The organism is Nocardia sp. bgisy118, assembly GCF_057708605.1.
Map to the genome: position 1 here is coordinate 448486 of NZ_JBYISM010000002.1, position 21891 is coordinate 470376.

Below are 21891 nucleotides of genomic sequence, written 5' to 3' on the forward strand. Positions count from 1 at the left end.
TAGTTGTTGCGCTCCGGTGACGGCACGAGCATCGTGTCGCGCGGCGCCGCCCGGCGCCCAAGACACGCCGCCGACCTACCCCCGCGCTCGCGGACCCGAAGTAACCATGCCCCTTGTCTACCGCCCCACCCACCCCACCGTCCATCGAATTACCCCCGAAACGCCGAACGGCGCCGCTCCTTGCGGAGCGGCGCCGTTGGGAGATCGGTGATTCAGGGAATCACTTGATGATCTTGGTGACGCGGCCGGCGCCGACGGTGCGGCCACCCTCGCGGATCGCGAAGCGCAGGCCCTCTTCCATGGCGACCGGCTGGATGAGCTTGACGCTCATCTCGGTGTTGTCGCCCGGCATGACCATCTCGGTGCCCTCGGGGAGGGTCACGACGCCGGTCACGTCGGTGGTACGGAAGTAGAACTGCGGGCGGTAGTTGTTGAAGAACGGGGTGTGGCGGCCACCCTCGTCCTTCGACAGGATGTACGCCTGGCCCTCGAAATCGGTGTGCGGGGTGGTGGTGCCCGGCTTCACGATGACCTGGCCGCGCTCGACATCCTCGCGCTTGATACCACGAACCAGCAGACCGACGTTGTCGCCCGCCTGGCCCTGGTCGAGCAGCTTGCGGAACATCTCGATACCGGTGACCGTGGTCTTGGTCTTCTCCGGACGGATGCCGACGATCTCGACTTCCTCGTTCACGTTGATCACGCCACGCTCGACGCGACCGGTGACGACGGTGCCACGACCGGTGATGGTGAACACGTCCTCGACCGGCATCAGGAACGGCTTGTCGGTCTCACGGACCGGCTCCGGGATCGACTCGTCGACCGCGTCCATAAGATCCTCGACGGCCTTGACCCACTTCGGGTCACCCTCGAGCGCCTTCAGGCCGGAGACACGCACGACCGGCGCGTCCTCGTCGAACTCCTGGGCGGCCAGCAGCTCGCGGACCTCCATCTCGACGAGCTCGAGGATCTCCTCGTCGTCGACCATGTCCGACTTGTTCAGCGCGACCAGGATGTAGGGCACGCCGACCTGACGGGCGAGCAGCACGTGCTCACGGGTCTGCGGCATCGGGCCGTCGGTGGCGGCGACCACCAGGATGGCGCCGTCCATCTGCGCCGCACCGGTGATCATGTTCTTGATGTAGTCGGCGTGACCCGGGGCGTCGACGTGCGCGTAGTGGCGCTTGTCCGTCTGGTACTCGACGTGGGAGATGTTGATCGTGATACCACGAGCCTTCTCCTCCGGCGCCTTGTCGATCTGGTCGAACGCGAACGCCGCGTTCAGATCCGGGAACTTGTCAGCCAGCACCTTGGTGATCGCCGCGGTCAGCGTGGTCTTGCCGTGGTCGACGTGACCGATGGTGCCGATGTTGACGTGCGGCTTCGTCCGCTCGAACTTCGCCTTCGCCACTGTGGTGTCCTCCTGGACTTGTTGGTGCGTGCAGTTGCAGCAGTGCGGGTTTTTACTTACAGGGTCGTGCTGACGCCCGGTTGACCGGGGCGCGGCTCACACCACGCCCCGATTCGATTACTCGCCGGTCGCCTTGGCGATGATCTCCTTCGACACGTTGGCCGGAACCTCCGCGTACGAATCGAACACCATGGAGTAGTTCGCCCGGCCCTGGGTCTTCGACCGCAGGTCACCGATGTAACCGAACATCTCCGAGAGCGGAACCAGCGCCTTGACGACACGGGCACCACTGCGTTCCTCCATGGCCTGGATCTGGCCACGGCGGGAGTTCAGGTCGCCGATCACGTCGCCCATGTAATCCTCGGGCGTGGTGACCTCGACAGCCATCATCGGCTCGAGGATCACCGGACCGGCCTTACGGGCCGCTTCCTTCAGAGCCTGCGCGCCGGCGATCTTGAATGCCATTTCCGACGAGTCGACGTCGTGGTAGGCACCGTCGAGCAGGGTGACCTTCAGGTTGACCAGCGGGTAGCCAGCGAGCACACCGTACTGCATGGCGTCCTGGGCACCGGCGTCGACCGAAGGGATGTATTCCCTCGGCACGCGGCCACCGGTGACCTTGTTCTCGAACTCGTAGTGCGCACCGTCCTCGCCCACGAACGGCTCGAGGCCGATGATCACCTTCGCGAACTGGCCGGAACCACCGGTCTGCTTCTTGTGCGTGAACTCGAGCTTCTCGACCTTCTTGGTGATGGTCTCGCGGTAGGCCACCTGCGGCTTGCCGACGTTCGCCTCGACCTTGAACTCGCGCTTCATGCGGTCAACGAGGATGTCGAGGTGGAGCTCGCCCATGCCGCCGATGACAGTCTGGCCGGTCTCCTGGTCCAGCTTGACCGAGAAGGTCGGGTCCTCTTCCGAGAGACGCTGGATCGCGGTGCCCAGCTTCTCCTGGTCGGACTTGGTCTTCGGCTCGATGGAGACCTCGATGACCGGGTCCGGGAAGGTCATGGACTCCAGCACGATCTGGTTCTGCGGATCGCACAGGGTGTCACCGGTGGTGGTGTCCTTGAGGCCGATGACCGCGTAGATGTGGCCGGCCGAGGCCGCACCGACCGGGTTCTCCTTGTTGGAGTGCATCTGGAACAGCTTGCCCAGACGCTCCTTCTTGCCCTTGGTCGAGTTGATGACCTGGGCGCCGGAGTCGACCTTGCCGGAGTACACGCGGACGTAGGTCAGCTTGCCGAAGAAGGGGTGCACCGCGATCTTGAACGCCAGCGCCGCGAACGGCTCGTCGGCGCTCGGCTTGCGAGTCAGCAGCTCCTCTTCCTTGCCGGGCACGTGGCCGGTGGTGGCCTCCACGTCCAGCGGCGAGGGCAGGTAGTCGATGACCGCATCGAGCATGGGCTGCACGCCCTTGTTCTTGAACGCGGAACCACAGAGCACCGGGTAGAGCTCGGAGTTCACCGTCATCTTGCGGATGGCGCCCTTGATCTCCTCGATCGTGAGCTCCTCGCCGCCGAAGAACTTCTCCAGCAGCGCCTCGTCCGACTCGGCGACGGTCTCGAGCAGCTCCTGGCGGTACTGCTCGGCCTGCTCCTTCAGGTCGTCCGGGATCTCGGTGACCTCGTACTGCTCGCCGAGCTTGGTCTCACCGCGCCACACCTTGGCGTTGTTCTCGACCAGGTCGACGATGCCCTCGAAGGTGTCCTCCGCGCCGATCGGCAGCTGGATGACCAGGGGCTTGGCGCCGAGGCGCTCCTTGATGGTGCGCACGGTGAAGTAGAAGTCCGCACCGAGCTTGTCCATCTTGTTGACGAAGCAGATCCGCGGCACGTCGTACTTGTCGGCCTGACGCCACACCTGCTCGGACTGCGGCTCGACGCCCTCTTTACCGTCGAACACCGCGACGGCGCCGTCGAGCACGCGCAGCGAACGCTCCACCTCGACGGTGAAGTCGACGTGCCCGGGGGTGTCGATGATGTTGATCTGGTTGTCGTTCCAGAAGCACGTGGTAGCCGCGGAGGTGATGGTGATACCACGCTCCTGCTCCTGCTCCATCCAGTCCATGGTGGCCGCGCCGTCGTGGACCTCACCGATCTTGTAGGTGATACCGGTGTAGAAGAGGATGCGTTCGGTAGTGGTGGTCTTACCGGCATCGATGTGGGCCATGATGCCGATGTTTCGGACCTTGTTCAGGTCGGTGAGCACGTCCTGTGCCACGGAAATCTTCCCCGCTCGTAGCTAGTTGGGATCTTCGGGTTCCAGACCCTGTCGGGTCTCACTATGTCAACGCCGGAAGGGGCACCGAAGTGCCACCCTCGCGACTGTGAGCCTTCCGGCGCCGACACGAGCGACGGGCCGGCCGACAATCACCAGCGGTAGTGCGCGAACGCCCGGTTCGACTCGGCCATCTTGTGGGTGTCCTCGCGACGCTTCACCGAAGCGCCCAGACCATTGCTGGCGTCCAGCAGCTCGTTGGCCAGACGCTCGACCATGGTCTTCTCACGACGCGCGCGGGCGAAGTTGACCAGCCAGCGCAGCGCAAGGGTGTTGGCACGGCCGGGACGAACCTCGACCGGAACCTGGTAGGTGGCGCCACCGACGCGGCGGGGCTTCACCTCGAGCGACGGCTTGACGTTGTCGAGGGCGCGCTTGAGGGTGACGACCGGGTCGGTGCCGGTCTTGTCGCGCGCCTGCTCGAGCGCGCCGTACACGATGCGCTCTGCGGTCGACTTCTTGCCGTCCAGCAGGATCTTGTTGACCAGCTGGGTGACCAGCGGCGACCCGTAGACCGGGTCGTTGATCAACGGACGCTTGGGAGCGGGGCCCTTGCGCGGCATATCAGCTCTTCTCCTTCTTGGCGCCGTAGCGGCTGCGGGCCTGCTTGCGGTTCTTCACACCCTGGGTGTCCAGCGAGCCACGGATGATCTTGTAGCGGACACCGGGGAGGTCCTTCACACGACCGCCACGGACGAGCACCATCGAGTGCTCCTGGAGGTTGTGGCCCTCGCCGGGGATGTAAGCCGTGACCTCGACCGCGCTGGTCAGGCGAACACGCGCGACCTTACGCAGCGCGGAGTTCGGCTTCTTCGGGGTCGTGGTGTACACGCGGGTGCACACGCCACGACGCTGCGGGCTCCCCTTGAGGGCCGCGGTCTTGGTCTTGGCGACCTTGTCACGGCGACCCTTGCGGACCAGCTGGTTGATGGTTGGCATAGACCGGCTTTCCTTGTTGTCTAACGCGGTTGTCTGGACTTCGTGTCTGTGTTCAATTGGCGGGGCGTGCACGTCGGCCCCTACGCGGTCACGCAGGCCTTCGGCCTCCGGTTCCGACGCTCGCACCGCCGTTCATCGAGCATTCACTCGCACGTCCAACCACGTTTCTCGCGTCCCGAGGTCGGGCGTGTCGCGCGCGGGAAAGAACCCATATTCCGGGCATGCCGGGAAGGTCGGCCGCTCTCGCTGGCCTACGTCCTACGCACGAACTTGCCCGCATGCTTCCGGGCACAGCGATCCACGATACTCGTGAGATTCGTGCAGGGTCAAAGTGGGGTCGGTATGGATACCGTTTTACCTGGCCAGATTCAAAGTCAGCTCCAGCAAAGCCTTGGCCGCCGCGCACGGATCCGGATGTGCGGAACCGGGTCGGTAGTTGATCCACCAACCCACCACGCCGCTGTCGGCCGCGCTCGCGCTGACACCGCACGAATCGGGGTCGTTGGGACGGCGGATTTCCAAGGCAAGGGTGCCCTGGACCGTGATGCTCGCCGTGCTGTAACCGAGCTTGTCGTTGACCTGCCGCTCGTTGCGCAGATTGCCGTTCTCATACCAGTTGAGGGTCGCCATACCGGCGCCGGGCGCACCCTCGAGGTCCCACATGCAGACCGCGCCGGAGAACGAATCCTGGATGTAGGTATCGCCGCCGCCGACAGCCTCCGCTATCTGGTCCCTGGAGACGACCTCGCACTCGCGCAGAAGCTTGTCGAAGTTCATGTTCACCGTCTGGCCTGCCCCGACCGGCTGCGGCGCCCCCTGAATAGTCTGACCGCATCCCGCAGCACTCACCGCGATGGCGCTAGCTGCGGCCAAGACGAACCCGTGACGACCTCGCCGGCCTCGCCACCAACTCATGCCCGCACCCTCATCCCAGCCGTTGCACTGTGAGTTCGGCAAGTGCACGACTTCGATCACACGGATTGCCGGAGATCGTGCTGAAGTTTCCGTATGACGTCGACCACTCGAAGAAGTCGTCATCGAGTTGTACCGCGAGATCACAGATCAGGCCACTCGGGTCCAGCGCCGCGAACCCCGACCGTCCGCCGACGGTGATTTGCTCCGGTGGACGCCCCCTTGTCGTGACCCACGCCCGCTCTCGGTCGATCGGGCTGCCCCGATATGAGGCGAAAGTGACGCTCGGGGAGTTGAGCCCGGCCGACTGCCAGTTGCAGCCGACCGCGTTCTTGAACACCCGCGATATCTGACCGAGCCCAGCTCGGTCACGCACCTCGTCGTCGGTGACATGTCCGCACTCACCTACGAACGGACCAAGAGGTACCACCTTGGGCACCGGACGCGATGGCCGCGAGGACGATTCGTCATCACCTGCACCACAGGCGGTCAGCGCCAACGCACAGGCCAGTCCGGCGACCAACGTCGACATGATCCGCATGCCATGAACTCTACCCAAGAATGCCGGCCCGACGAGGATCACGATGTCGACCTCATTGGCGATGCACATCCAGGAGGCATACCTCAGACGTCTCCAGCTCGCGCCGACCCCCAGGGCCGGGCAGGCCAACCGACCTGAACTCCGTCCCGACTTGCGCAAATCAATTGTAAGCAGAATCGAGCCTTGCCTTCACATGACGAAGCCCCTAAACTCTGCCGCGTCGGAGGATTCTGTTCTGGACACCGAAGTCCGACATGAATGTGGGGATCACAAAACCTTGGGGGAGGTCAGTATCGAGGCTATTCACTTTGGCCATCAGTCCATGAAGCACTGCCGAAAATTTACCTGACGAGTATTGCGCCGAGGCAATGCTTATCCGAATTAGAACGCATGGCGCAGCTCCCTGGCAGCCCGAGCAGGGCAGTGAGCGTGGCACCATCGACCGGCTTCAGCGAGCAGGCGCCGACTCCGAATCCCACCAGCTTGGAGAGTCTCAACTGATGAGAACTGTCGTGTTTTCCAGCCTTGCTGTCATGATTGTCGGATTAACTGTAGGGGGTGCGAGTGGCACAGCATCAGCGACCAACGTCGTAATCGGAGTTTATCCAAACATAACTGCATGTATCGCAGCTGGCAAGGCCATTGTTGGAGACGATCGTTTCCAAAAATTCAACTGCAGAAGACTTGACGATGGATGGTATGAGCTGCGCAGAGCAAATGCGTAACAGAACTGCACTGCTGCACAGGTTGATTCATCCGACCGACTTACGGACAGTCGAATACAGTCGATAATCAACTATTGATGCAGACAATTAGTTTCGCAGTCAGCATCGAGCACCGAATCGCGATCAGGCTCCCGCAGCACGGATACTATAAATTCCCGCGCGCCGCCTGTTCGCGCTCGATCGCCTGGAACAGCGCCTTGAAGTTGCCCTTGCCGAAGCCGAGGGAGCCGTGCCGTTCGATGATTTCGAAGAAGACGGTGGGGCGGTCGGTCAGCGGCCTGGTGAAGATCTGGAGCAGGTAGCCGTCCTCGTCGCGGTCGACGAGGATGCCCCGGCGCTGCAGCTCGGCCACCGGCACCCGCACCCGGCCGATGCGCGCGCGCAACTCCGGGTCCTCGTAGTAGGTGTCGGGGGTTTCCAGGAATTCCACGCCCTCACGGCGCAGGTTGTCGACGCAGGTGAGGATGTCGCTGGTGGCCAGCGCGATGTGCTGGACGCCCGGCCCGCGATAGAAGTCCAGGTACTCGTCGATCTGGGAGCGCTTCTTGCCGACGGCGGGCTCGTTCAGCGGGAACTTCACCCGGTGGTTGCCGTTGGCCACGACCTTGCTCATCAGCGCCGAGTACTCGGTGGCGATGTCGTCGCCGACGAATTCGGCCATGTTCGTGAAACCCATGACGCGGCGGTAGAACTCGACCCAGTGGTCCATCATGCCGAGCTCCACGTTGCCGACCACGTGGTCGATGGCCTGGAACAACCGGGTCGGCGCGCCCGGGCGCGGCTGGTAGCCGGAGTGGCGAGCCACAAAACCCGGCCGATACGGACCGTAATAGTTGGAACGGTCGATGAGGGTGTGTCTGGTCTCGCCGTAGGCGGCCAGCGCCGCGGTGCGGAGCGTGCCGCAGTCGTCGGTCTCGTCGTGCGGCTCGACCAGGACGGTGGCGCCGTGGGTGCGCGCCCACTCGATGCAGCGGTCCACGTCGGGCACCTCGAGCGCGATGTCGACCACGCCGTCGCCGTGCCGGTCGTGGTGGCCGATCAGCGGGCTGTCCGGATGCACCGCGCCGGTGACGACGAAGCGGGCGGCGCCGCTGCGCAGCACGTACGCCTTGTGGTCGCGATTGCCGGTCTCCGGGCCGGAGTACGCCTCCAGCCGCATCCCGAACGCGGATTGCAGGAAGTGCGCGGTCTGCGTCGCGTTGCCGACCACCCAGACCAGGGCGTCCCAGCCGATCACAGGAAAGGGGTCGATGCTGTCGTCGTGGTCGACCAGTCCGACGAGCCCGCGCAGCTCGCCGTCGGTCGGCAGGTGCTCGATGGTCATGAATCAAGCAAATATCCGCCGCCGACCGGTAGGCAACTGCCCCGATTTTCGGTAGACACAGTGGCGGATTCGGCTAGCGCATCCCACGGAATGCTGGACAATTTGAATAGTACGAATCGAACGGTCATGCTGCCACGTTCGCGCCCCCACAGGAGGTCGCCATGTCACGCACCCCGGCGAAGCTGGACGAACTCGACCTCGCCATCCTGACCGCGATGCACGAGCACCAGAAGGCGGGAATCCTCGAGCTCTCCCGGCGCACCCGGGTGGCGCGAGCCACCGTGCAGTCGCGCATCGGGCGCATGGAGGAGGCGGGCGTGATCGCCTCCTACGATCCGCAGATCGACGTCACCGCAGCGGGTTTCGACGTGCAGGCCTTCGTCACGCTGGAGATCGCGCAAGGCGCGCTGGACACGGTGGCCGCCGAGCTGGCGGCCATCCCCGGCGTGCTCGAGGCCTACGCGACGACCGGTTCGGGCGACGTGCTGTGCCGCATCGGCGCCGACTCGCACGCCGGGCTGCAATCGGTCCTGCTCAGCATCGACCGGACCAGTTCGGTGGATCGCTCGCACAGCGTCATCGTGCTGTCCACGGTGGTGCCGCGGCGCACGCTGCCGCTGCTGCGCACGCTGACGCCGACCGGAAGCAGCAAGGCCCCCGCGTACCGGGAATCCCACGAACGCTGACGCGCCCGTTTCACGGCCGCAGGTCCGCGCCGACCTCGAGAATCTCCACGCTCGGCCGCTTCTCGCCCTCCAGGAAGGCAAGCAGCGCAAGGGCTTCGGCCTCCACCTCGGCTCGCTCGGTGGCCGACCACGCGCGACTCGGGCTGACCCGCAGCCGCGCGACACCGGACTGCGGAAAGATCTTGTACAACCCCGCGACGAAGCCGTCGAGCAGTACCGGAGACACCGCCGTCGCGAAAGCGCGCAGCGTCGGGGTCGCACCGTCCGGCACGATCCGGCTCCGATCCTGGTGCGAGAGAACGGCGTTGTCGTACCAGCCGAGCAGCCGGACCGGTGCGGGCAGCTCCGGGTCGGCCAGTTCGGCGTCGGCGAGGTCGTAGAGGGTGCGGCCGCGCTCGTCGGTGTAGGTGCGCAGCCGGTCGCCCAGCGCGTCGACGGCCTTCTTCAGCCCCGTCAGCTTGGACCATGCCTGCATGTCCATGGTCGTCGCGGGGCCGAACGCGCGCAGATACCGGACGAGCAACTCCGCGAGCGGGTAGCTCGGATCGAGCGGCGCACCCAGCCACGGCTGGACCCGCGACCACACCGGACGGCTGTTGTCCTTCCACTTCCCGCGCGGCGGCGTCTGCAGGACCGGCAGCTGATACAGCCAGGTCTGCACCACCGCGCCGGGATCCCGGTCCGGCCACAGCGCCGCGGCGCGGGCGCGCAGTTCCGCGGCGGGCATCGGCTCGTCGCCGAGCGTCTCCTCACCGCGGGCCCGCACCTCGTCCGGGTCGAGGCCGATCATCGCGCCGTAGTTGAAGCCCTTGCGGAACGGGACCTTCTCCAGCTCCGGCTGGATGTGCGGCGCGATGCCCAGCGCGTCCGGCGGGGTGACCAGGTGAATGGTGCCGCGCATCAACGTGATCCGGACCAGCGAGCGGTCCTCCAGTCCCGCCGACACCACCTCCGGGTCGAAATCCGCCAGGCGGCTCCACAATCCGATGAACGGCGGCGGCACGTCCTGCGCCTGCAGACCGACCAGGTGATCGCACATCTGCGGCACGGTCAGCGACGAACGCTCCAGCAGGTGCTGGCGCTGCAACAAGGTCCGGTTCAACACCCGGTGAGAAAGCGTCATGGGATGACAGCGACCGCCGCGCTCAGCGCAGGGTGACGACGACCTTTCCGGTTGCGGTGCGGTTGTCCAGCGAGGCGACGGCCTCGGCGGCCCGGTCCAGCGGGTAGAGCACCGGATGCGGCGGCGCGATCTCACCGGAGGCCAGCAGCGGCTCCACCTCGGCCCACTGTTCGGCCAGGTAGCCCGGGTGGGTCATGACCCACTCGCCCCACGCCGCGCCCGCCACCTCGACGTTCTTGAGCAGCAGGCGGTTCACCTTCACCGTCGGGATCTCACCGGCGGTGAAGCCGACCACCAGCAGCCTGCCTGCCGAGGCCAGCGAGCGAATGCTGTCGGTGAAGCGGTCGCCGCCCACCGGGTCCAGCACGATGTCGACGCCGCGTCCGCCGGTCAGCTCCTTCACCGCGGCCAGCCAGCCGTCGGCGAGCACCACGTCGGTGGCGCCGTTGGCCTTGGCCACCTCGGCCTTCTCCGGCGTGCTCACCACGGCGATCACCCGGCCCGCGCCCAGCGCCGCCGCCATGCGCAGCGTCGAGGTGCCGATGCCGCCCGCGGCGCCGTGCACGAGCACCGTCTCGCCCTTGGCCAGCCTGCCGCGGTTGCGCAGGCAGAAGTGCACCGTCAGGTCGTTGAACAGGATGCCGGCGCCCGCCTCCAGCGAAATGTTGTCCGGCAGCTTGAACACCATCTGCGCGGGGGCCACCGCGACCTCGGCCATGGCGTTGCCGAGCAGCGTCAGCGCGACCACCCGGTCACCGGGCCGCACGTGCGCGTCGGCGGGCGCCTCGCGCACCACGCCCGCGACCTCGCCGCCCACCACGAACGGCAGCTCCGGTTTCATCTGGTACAGCCCGCGGGTCATCAGCACGTCGGGGAAGGCGACGCCCGCCGCGTGCACGTCGATGACCACGCCGCCCGGATACGACGCGGGCTCCGGAATCTCGACGATCTCGACCGCTTCCGGTCCCTCCAGCTTGCTGACCTGGGCTGCGCGCATGTGCCGACCTCTCTGTCCGTTCGACGACATCGGTCGTCATCGATGACACCGTGACCAACATAACGATTTTGCTATGCTGGCCGCGACTTTCAGGTCGGGGAGAAGGGGGTTTTCCATGGTCGACGGACCGCAGTCCGCGCCGCAGCTACAGGTGAATCCGCAAGCGCTGCAAACGTTCGCGAACAACCTCGGCGGCGAGGCAGGCCTGATTCGCGGGCTCAACATCGGCAACGGGTTCAATCCCGCCGTCTCGGCGCTGCAGGGCACGAGCTTCGGCAACTCGGCGGGCCGCGCCACCGACCTGACCAATCAGTGCCTGCACCGCATCGCCGACCGCCTCGACAAGGTCGCGCAGAGCACCCGCACCGCGGCGGGCGCCTACGAGGTCGCCGAGGAGGATTTCGCGACCCGCCTCCGCACGATCGCGCTCGAGCTGCCATGACACTCACGATCGGGAACGTCGCCGCCTGGGAGCCCGCCCAGGTCGGTACCGCGGGCGCGAACGCGCGCACACTCTCCGAAAAGCTCGACGCGGCGGTGCGCAAGGGCTCCGACGACACCGCCCGGCTTGGCACCGACAAGGTGTGGTCCGGCGCCGCCGCCGACGCCGCCAACGAGCGGATGGACACCGAGAAGATCCGCTCGGGTGCGGTGAGCGCGGCGCTGCTCGAGCTCACCACCGCCTTCGAAGCCGAGGTCGGCAACCTGACCGAAGCCAAATCCAACGTCCTGCGCCTGCGCGATCAGGCCGCCAGCGCCGGTCCCGTCCCCGCCGGCATGGGCCTCATCGCGGGCTTCACGGTGAACGACAACGGCACCGTCGACGCCACCGCGCGCACCGACGAACTGCTCCGCGACCTCACCGGCCAAGCCGCCGACGATCTGCGCCTTCGCATCCGCGCCGACGCCGCGACCTGGGAAACCCAGATCACCACGGCCCTGCAGACCGCCGAGTCCGTGGCCACCGAGGCGCAACGCAAGGTCGACACCGCCGTCACCAAGCTCCGATCGGCCCTCGACGGCCTCGCCGACACCGAACTCGTCCCCGCGCCTGCACCGACCACCCCGGCCGCCACCACCCCGCCCACCACGCAACGCCCGAGCAAGCCGCAGTATGTGATGTCGTCGGGTTCCGGCGGGAACGGCACACCGTCGGGCAGCACGAGTTCAGGCGGCCCGGTCGGGCCCATGCCGACCGGCGACAAAGCCCAGTGGATCCAGGAAGCGCTGAAGATTCTGCGTGAAATGGGCTACGACACCAGCGATCCCAATCTGGTCGCCGATATCTCGGAAATCATTCGACGGGAGTCGGGCGACAATCCACACGCATTCAACGGCTGGGATTCGAATGCGGCGGCGGGAATTCCGTCCAAGGGCGTGATGCAAACAATCGACCCGACTTTCAACTCCTACAAAGCTCCTGGTCACGACGATATCTGGAACCCGGTCGACAATATCGTGGCAGGAGTCCGATATGCGGTCGACCGCTACGGATCCGTGCACAACGTGCCAGGCCTGGTATCACTGCGCGCGGGTGGCGCATACCAGGGTTATTGAGTTCATCGGTTTATCGGCCGCCGGAATTCGCCAGCAAGGCGAACTGCGCGGCGGCCCGTTGCTTGGTTTCCCACAGTCGAGTGCCGAGAAGCAGCGCACCGTAGCGTCCGTAGGCGACGAAACACCGGAATCGTTGCGGGGCAATGGTGAATAGGTCCTCGACGCACGACGCGCCCGGCACATCCTCCGGTGGATCGGGACGCGTGTGCGCACTCGCGGTGGCGCCGAGCGCGTCTCACCGTTGTCCCGGTAGCCCTCCAGGCGCGCCACGCGCAGCTCGAATCGTTGTCTACCGGCCGTGTCGATCCGGTATGGGTGAGCTCGGAACGGCCCTCGACGGCCCTGGCGATGCCGAAGTCGATGACGCGCGGGCCGTCTTCGGCGAGGATGACGTTGGCGGGCTTGAGGTCTCGGTGTATCAGCCCCACCTCATGGATGGCGTGCAGTGCGGAGGCGAGACCGAGCGCGAGCGTTCGCACCTGGTCGGTGCTGAGCGGCCCGAACTGCTCGACCGCTTTGTCCAGCGGCACTCCCGGCACGAAAACCGAAGCGAGCCAGGGCTCCTCGGATTCCACGTCGAAGTCCACGACGGCCGCGGCGAAGGCGCCCGAGACCCGTGCCGAGACCCGCACTTCGCGTCGGAAGCGGGGAAGGAAGTCGGATTCGGTCACCAAGTGGGCATGGACTTGTTTGACCGCGACGAGTCTGCCGTCGGGACCGACACCGCGGAGCACGCGGCCCATACCGCCCGCGCCGAGTTGGCCGAGCAGTCGATAGCGACCGATGCGCGCGGGGTCGCCGGGCTGCAATTGCATCACCATCAGGATTTCCTCAATCGATCGACGACGGCGATCAGCACGGATTCGCTTGCGGCGCACGCGGTATTCGCGGCGGCCGAGGGACGGACAATCACGGTGATCATCTCCGCTCGGTCCGCGACGGTGGGTCGTACCAGGTGGTTCGTCGTGCAAGCGCCGTCGAGACCGACCAGCCGCGCCGCTTCGAGATCGCCGAGCGCACCACCATCGATGCGCAGGCGCGTGTACTTCGGATCGGCATCGACGCGGGTGGCCTCCGCGGTGGCCACGGTGATCTCGTCGGCCTCGCTCCGCCAGGTGCAGGTGTGGCTATCGACCGGTGCGGCGACGACGCCTGCACCGAGTATCGGGTTCAGAACGGAGGAGTCGACCGATGTGCACGGGTCCAGCCGAACCACGGACTGCCTGGGCGGATTCCCGATCGGCGGATCGGTGACCAGCCGGGTGAGGACTGCACGCAGTCCGTCCTCGGCCGCACGGCAGGCGTCGTCTCCGACTGTCGTCACCGCGACGCCGAGCCGCGGCTGGTCGCGCAGGACCGTGGCCCTGCCGCAGCCATCCGAATCGGCGGTGCTGTCCAGGACCTGGGCACCGGCGAGCGAGATTCCCGTCGCCGTTGCGCTCGGCTCGATCGGTGCGCCGACGCCCACCGTCATTCTCAGTCGTCCGCCATCACTCGCCACGAGATCCGCGCCGCACGTCGTCGACGTCGTGAGTCGGGGCTGAATCGGCTGGCCAACGGAACCGACGACATCGGCGCCGAGCAACGCGCACGTCTCGATGAGCCGGAGCTGTTCGTCGCTCAGTTCCAGGCCACGGTTGGCGAGCGGGTCCGCCTGATCGCCGGAGTCGGGACCGAACAGGGCGGCAGCACCAACACCGGTGCCCAGTAGCGCGAGCACCGCGGCTGTCGCCACCCACTTCACAGATACACGTCGCTCGGCCTTCGATTCGTTCCGACCGTCGGCCGCGACCCATCGATCGGCGTCCGCGCGCTGCCGAGCGATTTCGTCGCGCACCGCCCCTGGCCATCCAACGCCGGCGGTGATCGTATCGACCGATTCGAGCAACTGCGGCGGCGTGGGGCGGTTGGCCGGATTCTTGTCGAGGCAAGCGTCGACGACTCCACGAAGCGCAGTGGGAAGACTGCTGACATCGGCCGCGTTGTGGACCACGTTGTACAGGGTCTGCGGTGTCGAGGCGCCCTCGAACGGACTGGTTCCCGTAGCCGCGAGGACGAGCATGGCGCCGACCGAGAAGACATCGCTCGCGGGGGTTATCGGGCCGCCCGCCGCCTGCTCCGGCGACATGAAGGCAGGCGACCCGACCACAGTGCCAGTACTGGTCAGATGGATATCGGTGGCCACGGCCTTGGCGATACCGAAGTCGATGACCCGCGGGCCGTCTTGGGCGAGCAGCACATTGCTCGGCTTGAGATCGCGATGCACCATTCCCGCGCGATGGATCTCCATGAGCGCGCCCGCCAAACCGGCGGTGAGCAGCCGTAGACCGCCCAGCGGCATCGGACCGAAACGATCGACGGCCTCCCGAAGCGAAGGACCCGGCACGAACATCGACGCCAGCCATGGCTCGGCGGCCTCGGGGTCCGCATCCATCACAGCGGCCGTGTACGCGCCTGTCACCAGCCGCGAGCTTCGACCTCGCGCCGGAATCTGGCGCGGAACTCGGGGTTCTGGACGAAGTGTCGGTGGATCATCTTCACCGCGGCAAGGCGACCGTCCGGCGCACGGCCGAGCAGTACGCGCCCCATCGCACCCTGGCCGATCACGGCGATCAGGCGATACCGACCCGCCTCCCGTGGATCGCGTGGCCCCAGCGGTTTCAACCGTGCCCCTCCCCTCGGCCCTGCACCGGATAGTACCGATACCCGCGCTGGGCGGCACCGTACTCGGCGATCGACGGCGGCCGCCGCTCTCCGCCTGGGACAATGGCTGGGGCAGGCATGGTTGCGGGGTGTTGCCAGGTATTCGCCTACCAATGAGTACAGGCGGCTCGACGCGAGGGTGTGACGTACGCCCCGTAAAGTCGTCTCACAACAGCACCGCAAGAAGACGCGGCACAACGTGCAGCGCGAGGAGCACCAGTGTCACTCGATCAGCCACTCGCCCCGCTGAGCCAGGAGGGCATGGGCTATGCCTCGGCGTGGCCGGTACGGGCTGGCGATGTGGATCCGTACGACCGATTGAGGTTCGACGCCGTCGCCAGATACCTGCAGGATATCGCTTGGGAACAGCTACATCACACGTTCCTGCACCGGTCTGATCCGAGCTGGATCGTGCGCCGCACCGTCATCGACGTCATCCGGCCGATCGTGTGGCCGGACACGGTGCATCTGCTGCGCTGGTGTTCGAGCATGTCGACCCGGTGGTCGAACATGCGAGTGCGAATCACCAGCGACAACGGCGGGCTCATCGAGACAGAGGGCTTCTGGATCAACATCAACGAATCGACCAACCGGCCGACCCGGATCAGCGACGACGGCCTGTCCTACCTGGCGAAGACCGCGAGCGAGCACCGGCTGCGGTGGCGGCCCTATCTGCTCGACCCGACTCCCCCCGAGTCGGACACCGATCTGCCTTTTCCGGTGCGGGCCACCGATATCGACCAGTACAACCACGTGAACAACGCCTGTTACTGGCAGGCGGTGGAGCAATTCCTGGTGGACTATCCGAAGCTGGTCGCGGGGCCGCACCGCGCGGTGATCGAGTACGTCGCTCCGGTGCTCGCGCGCCAGCACATCAGCGTGCGCAGCCGCTACGAACCCGGTGACCGCACCGGACATCCGGTGCTGCGGCTGTGGTTCGTGGTCGGCGGGACGACCACGACTGTCGTCCGCATCATGCCGCTGCCCGCTTGACCGGCCGGCCGGGACCGCATGGGCCCCGACCGGCTCCGTGACTCAGCCGCGGGCGGCCTTGAGCAGATCCTCCCGGGTGGTGAACTTGACCCGCGGACGTCCGGCGGACTTGCCCGCCGACTTCTCCGCCTGATCGATGGACTTCCAGCCCGAGCGATCGACGAGGTCGGCCTGCCGCTGCGCGACGAGCGCCTTCAGCGCATCCCGATCACCCTGCGGCACAGCGAGTTTGCCCGCAATGAAATCGTTGACGAGCTGCTCGACGGTCTCCTCGGAGTCGATGCGGTTCGTGCCGATGACCCCGCGCGGTCCGCGCTTGATCCAGCCGCTGACGTACACACCGGGCAGCGGGACGCCGTCCTCGCCGAGCACCCGGCCGTGCTCGTTGGGCACCACGGCGCGACGCTCGTCGAACGGCAGGCCCGCGACCGGCTGGCCGCGGTAACCGATGGAGCGCAGCACCAGCGACGCGTCCAGCCGGTCGGTCCGGTCGGTCGCGCGCGCCACCAGCTGGCCGCCCTCCTCGACCAGTTCGTTGGCCACGAATTCGATGCCCTCGACACGCTCGTCGCCGGTGAGCGCGGTCGGCGAGGACAGGTAGCGGAAGACGATCCGCTTGTTGGCCGGGTCGCGGCGGCCCGCGGCGTATTCCTCGGCGAGGGTGTACTTCAGCCGCAGCGAGGGCTCCACGTCCGGGTCGTCCAGCAGCGCGCGGCTGGCCGGGTCGAGCTCGAGCTCGGCCTGGTCGACGACCACGTCCACGCCCTTCAGGTGGGTGAGCGCGAGGAACTCCGGCGAGGTGTAGGCCGCTTGCAGCGGGCCGCGCCTGCCGAGCACGACGACCTCGCGGATGTTGCTGCGGCGCAAGGCATCCAGCGCGTGGTCGGCGATATCGGTCTTGGCGAGTTCGTCCGGGTCGACGGTGAGCACCCGCGCCACGTCCAGCGCGACGTTGCCGTTGCCGACGATCACGGCGCGCTCGCCGGACAGGTCGAAGTGCCGGTCGGCGTAATCGGGGTGGCCGTTGTACCAGGCGACGAACTCGGTGGCCGAGTGGCTGCCCGGCAGCTCCTCGCCGGGGATGTTCATGTGACGGTCGCTGGCCGCGCCGACCGCGTAGATCACCGCGTGGTGGTGCCCGAGCAGCTCTTCGTGCGAGATGTGCGTGCCCACCTCGACGTTCAGGTAGTACTGCAGCGCCTCGCGGCGGAACGCGGACTCGAACATGCCCGAGACCGTCTTGGTGACGGGATGGTCGGGGGCGACGCCGGCGCGCACCAGACCCCACGGCGTCGGCAGCCGGTCGAACATCTCGACCTCGACGTCGCAGCGGCGCATGAGCTCGTCGGCGGCGTAGCAGGCCGCGGGCCCGGCGCCGACGATCGCCACGCGCAATCTGCCGAGTTCCTTCGGCGGACGCTGCGGCGCCACGATCGGGTCGAAGTTGGATTCGAGCGGGTGCCGTTCGAAATAGTCGGCATTGATGTCGCGGAACCGTGCGAGCGAGGCCGTCAGGTCGTCCTCGGGGTAGATGGCCTCGACCGGGCACGCGTCCACACAGGCGCCGCAGTCGATGCAGGTGTCCGGGTCGATGTAGAGCATTTCGGTCGTCGCGAACTCCGGCTGGTCCGGCGTGGGACGAATGCAGTCGACCGGGCACTCGGAGACGCAGCTGGCGTCGTTGCAACAACGCTGCGTGATTACGTAGGCCATATTGTGCAGATCCTCGAAGATGTACGTGGGCTGGTGCCACCAACGGGTTGAGGTGGTCCGCGGTGTCACAGGGCGGATAGCGAGATGTGACGCCGCTTTCAGTGTGCCTCGAGAGTGGCGTACGCCTCTCTTCGGACCACCTACGTGCCTATCACACCGAGGTAACGGGCGGAGGCTTACGGTATTGCCATGGTGCGGACCCTGATCCTGATGCGGCACGGCAAGTCCAGCTATCCGGACGGCGTCGGCGATCACGAGCGCCCGCTCGCACCGCGCGGGCAGCGGGAGGCCGGGCTGGCGGGCGAATGGCTGCGCGAAACCCAGCCGCCGATCGACGCGGTGCGCTGTTCGACGGCGGTGCGGACCCGCGAAACCCTGGCCGCGACGGGCATCACCGCGCCGGTCGTCTACGAGCGTGGCATCTACGAGGCCTCGCCGCGGACCCTGATCGAACTGATCCAGCTCAGCGACGACGACGTCGAGACCCTGCTGCTGATCGGTCACGCGCCCGGGATGCCGTGGACCGCATGGGAACTGGCAGCCAATCGCACGTCCAACCAGGCCGTCGAGCTGAGCAGGAAGTTCCCCACCTCGGCCATGGCGGTGCTCGAATTCGATCGCCCCTGGTCCGATATCGACCCGGGCACCGGCGAACTCGTGCGCTTCCACATTCCCCGCTGAGGCGAGCTCGCGCTCACCGCAGCAGTTTGCCGCCGACGACGAGGCCGACGCCGAGCAGGATCAGTAGCAGGAACGCGACGAATCCGTTTGTCAGCCACCAGACAACACCGAGCACGACGACGAACGGCGCCACCGCGATCGCGGTGATCACAGGACTCTCTTTGACCGTGGCCCAGGCCGAGCGGGCCCGGATCCGGTCGATTTCCTTTCCAGGCATGCCACCAGGGTAGGCGCGTTTGCGCCCGGCGACCCGTGACCCGCGATATCGGTCCCCGTGTCGGTGAGCGGTGGGATGCTGACGCGATGGATTGGAAAATCGAACTCGTCGCCATCCCGGTCACCGACATCGATCGGGCCAAGGACTTCTACACCAGCATCGGTTTCCACGCCGATCACGACCATTCGCCCAGCGAGGACATTCGCTTCGTGCAGCTGACGCCGCCGGGATCGGGCTGTTCGATCTGTATCGGGCGTGGCATCACCGAGGCGGCGCCCGGCAGCGTCGAGGGCATGCAGATGGTGGTCTCCAGCGCCGAGAAGGCCTACCAGCAGTTGGTCGAGGCGGGTGTGGACGCCACGCCGGTCCAGGACATGGGCTGGGGCCTGTTCACCTTCTTCAGCGACCCCGACGGCAACAAGTGGGCCGTCCAGGAGTTGCCGAAGTACAACTGAGCCCTTCGTAAGCCTGCCGCGTCGTGTGCTCGGCCTTGGCTCCGGATGCCGACGCCTCCCGCGGTTGGCAGAATCGGTCTTGCTTGGAGTGCACTCCAGGTGACTAGCGTCGTCCGTGTTCGACGAGAGGGGCGAGACCGGTGGCCATGACGGCACGTCACGAGGGTGACAACGAACGGGAACGGCCGAAGTACTCGATCGGCGAGGCCGCCGAGCGATCGGGCCTGAGCCGGGACACGCTGCGCTGGTACGAGCGGATCGGGTTGATGGATTACATCGGCCGCGACCACACCGGTAAGCGCCGGTTCAGCGACCGGGATCTGGAATGGCTCGAGCTGATCGGGCGGCTCCGCACCACCGGCATGTCGGTCGCCGACATGCTCCGCTACGCGGAGCTGGTGCGCGCCGGTGACTCCACCTTCCCGGAGCGGCTCGCGATGTTCCGCGATACCCGCGCCGAGGTGCTCGCCAAGATCGCCGAACTGCAGAACACCGTGGCCGTGCTGGATTACAAGATCGCCATCTACGAAGGCAGATCCGCCGCGATCCGGCCGGCCGCGCTCACCACGCACGACAGCGAAGGGATCAAGGCATGACCACGACCGACACGCTCCCCACCGCCGCGCTGGGCGCCGACGGCATCCAAGTCGGGACGCAGGGCCTGGGCTGCATGGGCATGAGCGAGTTCTACGGTCCGTCCGATCTCACCGAGTCGCGAGCGACGTTGGATCGGGCGCTGGAACTCGGCGTCACCCTGTTCGACACGGCCGATGTCTACGGCTCGGGCCACAACGAGGAGTTCCTCGCCGATTTCGTGCGGGCCAACCGCGATCGGGTGGTGCTGGCCACCAAGTTCGGCATCGTCCGCAAGGCAGACGACCCCACCTACCGCGGCCTCGACAACTCCCCCGAGTACATCCGCGCCTCGGTGGACGCCAGCCTGCGCAGGCTGGGCATCGACGTCATCGACCTGTACTACATGCACCGTCGCGATGTGCGGGTGCCGATCGAGGACACCGTCGGCGTCATGGCCGAACTCGTCGCGGCGGGCAAGGTGCGTGCGCTCGGGCTCTCCGAGGTGACCGGCGCGGAGCTGCGCGCGGCGCATGCCGTGCATCCGATCGCCGCGGTGCAGTCGGAGTGGTCGCTGTTCTCCAGGGATGTGGAGAACACCGCGGTGCCGGCCGCCGCCGAACTCGGCGTCGCTTTCGTGCCGTATTCGCCGCTCGGCCGCGGCTTCCTGACCGGATCCTTCGCGGCGGCGGGCGAATTGGCCGACGCGAACGACTTCCGCAGGGCGATGCCGCGCTTCACCGGCGACAACGCGGCACGCAACGCCGAACTGCTCGCCCCGGTGCGCGCCATCGCCGAGGCTCGCGGCGTGACGCCCGCGCAGGTCGCGCTGGCCTGGGTGCACAGCAGGGCGGCCGCGCACGGCCTGCCGGTGATCCCGATCCCCGGCACCCGCAGCCGCACGCGGCTGGCCGAGAACGTGGCCGCCGCGACGCTGACGCTGTCCGCCGACGAGCTCGCGACGCTCGAGCCGATCGCGGCGCAGGTGGCCGGAAACCGGTACGCGGACATGACTTTCACGTCCGCGGGCCGGGAGTAGTCCCACCCGCCGCGTCGTCCGAGCCGGGCGGCAGCCTCCGCCGCCCGGCTCGGACGAACAGGTGGGTGGTGCCACCGTCGACCAAGGGTGACACGTCAACCAATCGCGACTATCATCCGTAGTCATGAACCCCGAGAATCGGGTGTGGGTCGACAAACAGACGCCTCGCGCCTACCGCGCCCTGCTCGCCACGGCGAAAGAGGTCAGGGCCGCCGCCGCGGCGGCCGGGCTCGACCGTAGGCTCGTCGAGCTGGTCAATCTCCGGGTTTCCCAGCTCAACGGCTGTTCGCACTGCTTGGACGTCCACTACCGCGCCGCGCTGCGGGCGGGCGCCACCGAGCAGGAGATCGCGGTCCTGCCCGGCTGGCGCCGCGGCGGCCCGTACTCCCCGCGAGATCGGGCCGCGCTCGCCCTCGCCGAGGTCACCGCCCTTTTGCCCGATGAGGCGGCGGTCGAGCGTGAGTACGCTTCAGCACGAGAGCACTTGTCCGATGACCAGATGTCGGCAGTCGTCTGGGTCGCCACCACGATCGGCGCCTTCAACCGTGTGTCGATCATGAGCAAGCACCCGGTCCGGGCGCACAAGGAGGAGGCAACCATGACCGATCTCGCGGAGACCAAGGTCGCGCGCAACGCCGAGCAGAACCGCTACGAGATCTACTACGGCGGCGAACTGGCCGGCTTCACCGAGTACATCGAACGCGACAACGACACCGACTTCGTCCACACCGAGATCGACAAGGCCTTCGGCGGCAAGGGCCTCGGCAGCACGCTCGCCAAGGAAGCCCTCGACGATGTGGTCGCGCGCGGGCGCACCATCACCGCGCACTGCCCGTTCATCAAGGGCTTCGTCGACAAGCACCCGGAGTACGACCCGCACGTGGTCGGCAAGGGCATCCAGCGATGAACGCGCGAGTCGCCATCCTCTCGAACGCGGGAGAGGCGCAGGCATGAGCGAACGTAGTGAGCGAATCATGTGCCAGCGCGCATCGCGCATGCCGGAGCCGAGCGCCAGCGAGGCGCAG

Annotated in this window: 21 protein-coding genes and 3 pseudogenes; 10 read left to right on the top strand and 14 right to left on the bottom strand. The window is 66.8% G+C overall.

What is annotated here, in order from left to right:
* Window positions 1-220: 220 nt before the first annotated feature.
* The 7 genes from tuf to hppD form a co-directional block, all read right to left on the bottom strand.
* Window positions 221-1411, bottom strand: coding sequence for an elongation factor Tu (tuf, locus tag AC3EO7_RS04095; protein ID WP_431965266.1), 1191 nt, complete (start codon window positions 1409-1411; stop codon window positions 221-223).
* 117 nt (window positions 1412-1528) lie between these two features.
* A complete protein-coding gene (fusA, locus tag AC3EO7_RS04100) occupies window positions 1529-3631 on the bottom strand; it encodes an elongation factor G (protein ID WP_431965268.1) in 2103 nt (700 codons plus the stop codon).
* A 149-nt stretch (window positions 3632-3780) separates the two neighbouring features.
* Entirely contained in the window at window positions 3781-4251 is a 471-nt protein-coding gene (rpsG, locus tag AC3EO7_RS04105) for a 30S ribosomal protein S7 (protein WP_067838240.1), read from the bottom strand.
* Between the two features lies 1 nt (window position 4252).
* Window positions 4253-4627 (bottom strand): 30S ribosomal protein S12, encoded by a 375-nt coding sequence (rpsL, locus tag AC3EO7_RS04110; protein ID WP_014353064.1) that lies wholly within the window; start codon window positions 4625-4627, stop codon window positions 4253-4255.
* A 354-nt stretch (window positions 4628-4981) separates the two neighbouring features.
* Window positions 4982-5542, bottom strand: a complete 561-nt coding sequence (locus AC3EO7_RS04115; protein ID WP_435590478.1) for a DUF3558 domain-containing protein — start codon at window positions 5540-5542, stop codon at window positions 4982-4984.
* A gap of 10 nt (window positions 5543-5552) precedes the next feature.
* Window positions 5553-6209: a DUF3558 domain-containing protein gene (locus AC3EO7_RS04120; protein WP_435590479.1), complete on the bottom strand. Its 657-nt coding sequence runs from the start codon at window positions 6207-6209 to the stop codon at window positions 5553-5555.
* 741 nt (window positions 6210-6950) lie between these two features.
* The gene (gene hppD / locus AC3EO7_RS04125; protein WP_435590480.1) at window positions 6951-8129 is read right to left on the bottom strand and encodes a 4-hydroxyphenylpyruvate dioxygenase; all 1179 of its coding nucleotides are present in this window, start codon (window positions 8127-8129) and stop codon (window positions 6951-6953) included.
* 161 nt (window positions 8130-8290) lie between these two features.
* Here hppD and AC3EO7_RS04130 point away from each other — a divergent pair, with 161 nt between their 5' ends.
* Window positions 8291-8815, top strand: coding sequence for an Lrp/AsnC family transcriptional regulator (locus AC3EO7_RS04130; RefSeq protein ID WP_068052461.1), 525 nt, complete (start codon window positions 8291-8293; stop codon window positions 8813-8815).
* A gap of 10 nt (window positions 8816-8825) precedes the next feature.
* On the opposite strand, the gene AC3EO7_RS04135 is transcribed toward AC3EO7_RS04130, so the two are convergent.
* The gene (locus AC3EO7_RS04135; RefSeq protein WP_435590481.1) at window positions 8826-9938 is read right to left on the bottom strand and encodes a winged helix DNA-binding domain-containing protein; all 1113 of its coding nucleotides are present in this window, start codon (window positions 9936-9938) and stop codon (window positions 8826-8828) included.
* 22 nt (window positions 9939-9960) lie between these two features.
* Window positions 9961-10935, bottom strand: a complete 975-nt coding sequence (locus AC3EO7_RS04140; RefSeq protein WP_431965282.1) for an NADPH:quinone oxidoreductase family protein — start codon at window positions 10933-10935, stop codon at window positions 9961-9963.
* 115 nt (window positions 10936-11050) lie between these two features.
* Between AC3EO7_RS04140 and AC3EO7_RS04145 the strand changes: the two genes are divergently transcribed.
* Both AC3EO7_RS04145 and AC3EO7_RS04150 read left to right on the top strand, forming a co-directional pair.
* Window positions 11051-11377 (top strand): WXG100 family type VII secretion target, encoded by a 327-nt coding sequence (locus AC3EO7_RS04145; RefSeq protein ID WP_435590482.1) that lies wholly within the window; start codon window positions 11051-11053, stop codon window positions 11375-11377.
* Window positions 11374-12492 (top strand): transglycosylase SLT domain-containing protein, encoded by a 1119-nt coding sequence (locus AC3EO7_RS04150; protein ID WP_435590483.1) that lies wholly within the window; start codon window positions 11374-11376, stop codon window positions 12490-12492. Before AC3EO7_RS04145 ends, AC3EO7_RS04150 begins: the two co-directional genes overlap by 4 nt.
* Before the next feature lie 10 nt (window positions 12493-12502).
* Here the strand turns inward: AC3EO7_RS04150 and AC3EO7_RS04155 are convergent.
* The 3 genes and pseudogenes from AC3EO7_RS04155 to AC3EO7_RS04165 form a co-directional block, all read right to left on the bottom strand.
* Window positions 12503-12703 (bottom strand): annotated as a pseudogene (locus AC3EO7_RS04155) (DUF7373 family lipoprotein); the annotation flags it as partial.
* 100 nt (window positions 12704-12803) lie between these two features.
* Window positions 12804-13313, bottom strand: a pseudogene (locus AC3EO7_RS04160) (serine/threonine-protein kinase); the annotation flags it as partial.
* Window positions 13313-15214 carry a protein kinase domain-containing protein gene (locus tag AC3EO7_RS04165; protein WP_435590484.1) on the bottom strand — a complete coding sequence of 634 codons (1902 nt, stop codon included), beginning with the start codon at window positions 15212-15214 and terminating at the stop codon, window positions 13313-13315. The pseudogene AC3EO7_RS04160 and the gene AC3EO7_RS04165, both read right to left, overlap by 1 nt.
* Before the next feature lie 200 nt (window positions 15215-15414).
* Here AC3EO7_RS04165 and AC3EO7_RS04170 point away from each other — a divergent pair, with 200 nt between their 5' ends.
* Entirely contained in the window at window positions 15415-16188 is a 774-nt protein-coding gene (locus AC3EO7_RS04170; RefSeq protein ID WP_431965292.1) for an acyl-[acyl-carrier-protein] thioesterase, read from the top strand.
* Between the two features lie 42 nt (window positions 16189-16230).
* On the opposite strand, the gene AC3EO7_RS04175 is transcribed toward AC3EO7_RS04170, so the two are convergent.
* On the bottom strand, window positions 16231-17901 hold the full coding sequence (locus AC3EO7_RS04175; protein WP_435590485.1) for an FAD-dependent oxidoreductase: 1671 nt from the start codon (window positions 17899-17901) through the stop codon (window positions 16231-16233).
* Between the two features lie 189 nt (window positions 17902-18090).
* On the opposite strand from AC3EO7_RS04175, the gene AC3EO7_RS04180 reads away from it, so the two are divergent.
* A complete protein-coding gene (locus tag AC3EO7_RS04180) occupies window positions 18091-18582 on the top strand; it encodes a SixA phosphatase family protein (protein ID WP_431965296.1) in 492 nt (163 codons plus the stop codon).
* A 13-nt stretch (window positions 18583-18595) separates the two neighbouring features.
* Here the strand turns inward: AC3EO7_RS04180 and AC3EO7_RS04185 are convergent, their stop codons facing one another.
* Window positions 18596-18799, bottom strand: a complete 204-nt coding sequence (locus AC3EO7_RS04185; RefSeq protein WP_431965298.1) for a hypothetical protein — start codon at window positions 18797-18799, stop codon at window positions 18596-18598.
* Between the two features lie 86 nt (window positions 18800-18885).
* Between AC3EO7_RS04185 and AC3EO7_RS04190 the strand changes: the two genes are divergently transcribed.
* The 5 genes and pseudogenes from AC3EO7_RS04190 (at window position 18886) to AC3EO7_RS04210 (ending at window position 21773) form a co-directional block, all read left to right on the top strand.
* Complete coding sequence (locus tag AC3EO7_RS04190) at window positions 18886-19254, top strand: VOC family protein (protein WP_431965300.1); 369 nt, start codon at window positions 18886-18888, stop codon at window positions 19252-19254.
* Window positions 19255-19400: 146 nt separating this feature from the next.
* Window positions 19401-19850, top strand: coding sequence for a MerR family transcriptional regulator (locus AC3EO7_RS04195; protein WP_435590486.1), 450 nt, complete (start codon window positions 19401-19403; stop codon window positions 19848-19850).
* Window positions 19847-20866: an aldo/keto reductase gene (locus tag AC3EO7_RS04200; RefSeq protein WP_435590487.1), complete on the top strand. Its 1020-nt coding sequence runs from the start codon at window positions 19847-19849 to the stop codon at window positions 20864-20866. Before AC3EO7_RS04195 ends, AC3EO7_RS04200 begins: the two co-directional genes overlap by 4 nt.
* Before the next feature lie 124 nt (window positions 20867-20990).
* Window positions 20991-21443, top strand: a pseudogene (locus AC3EO7_RS04205) (carboxymuconolactone decarboxylase family protein); the annotation flags it as partial.
* A gap of 21 nt (window positions 21444-21464) precedes the next feature.
* Window positions 21465-21773 carry a GNAT family N-acetyltransferase gene (locus AC3EO7_RS04210; protein ID WP_435590495.1) on the top strand — a complete coding sequence of 103 codons (309 nt, stop codon included), beginning with the start codon at window positions 21465-21467 and terminating at the stop codon, window positions 21771-21773.
* Window positions 21774-21891: the final 118 nt, after the last annotated feature.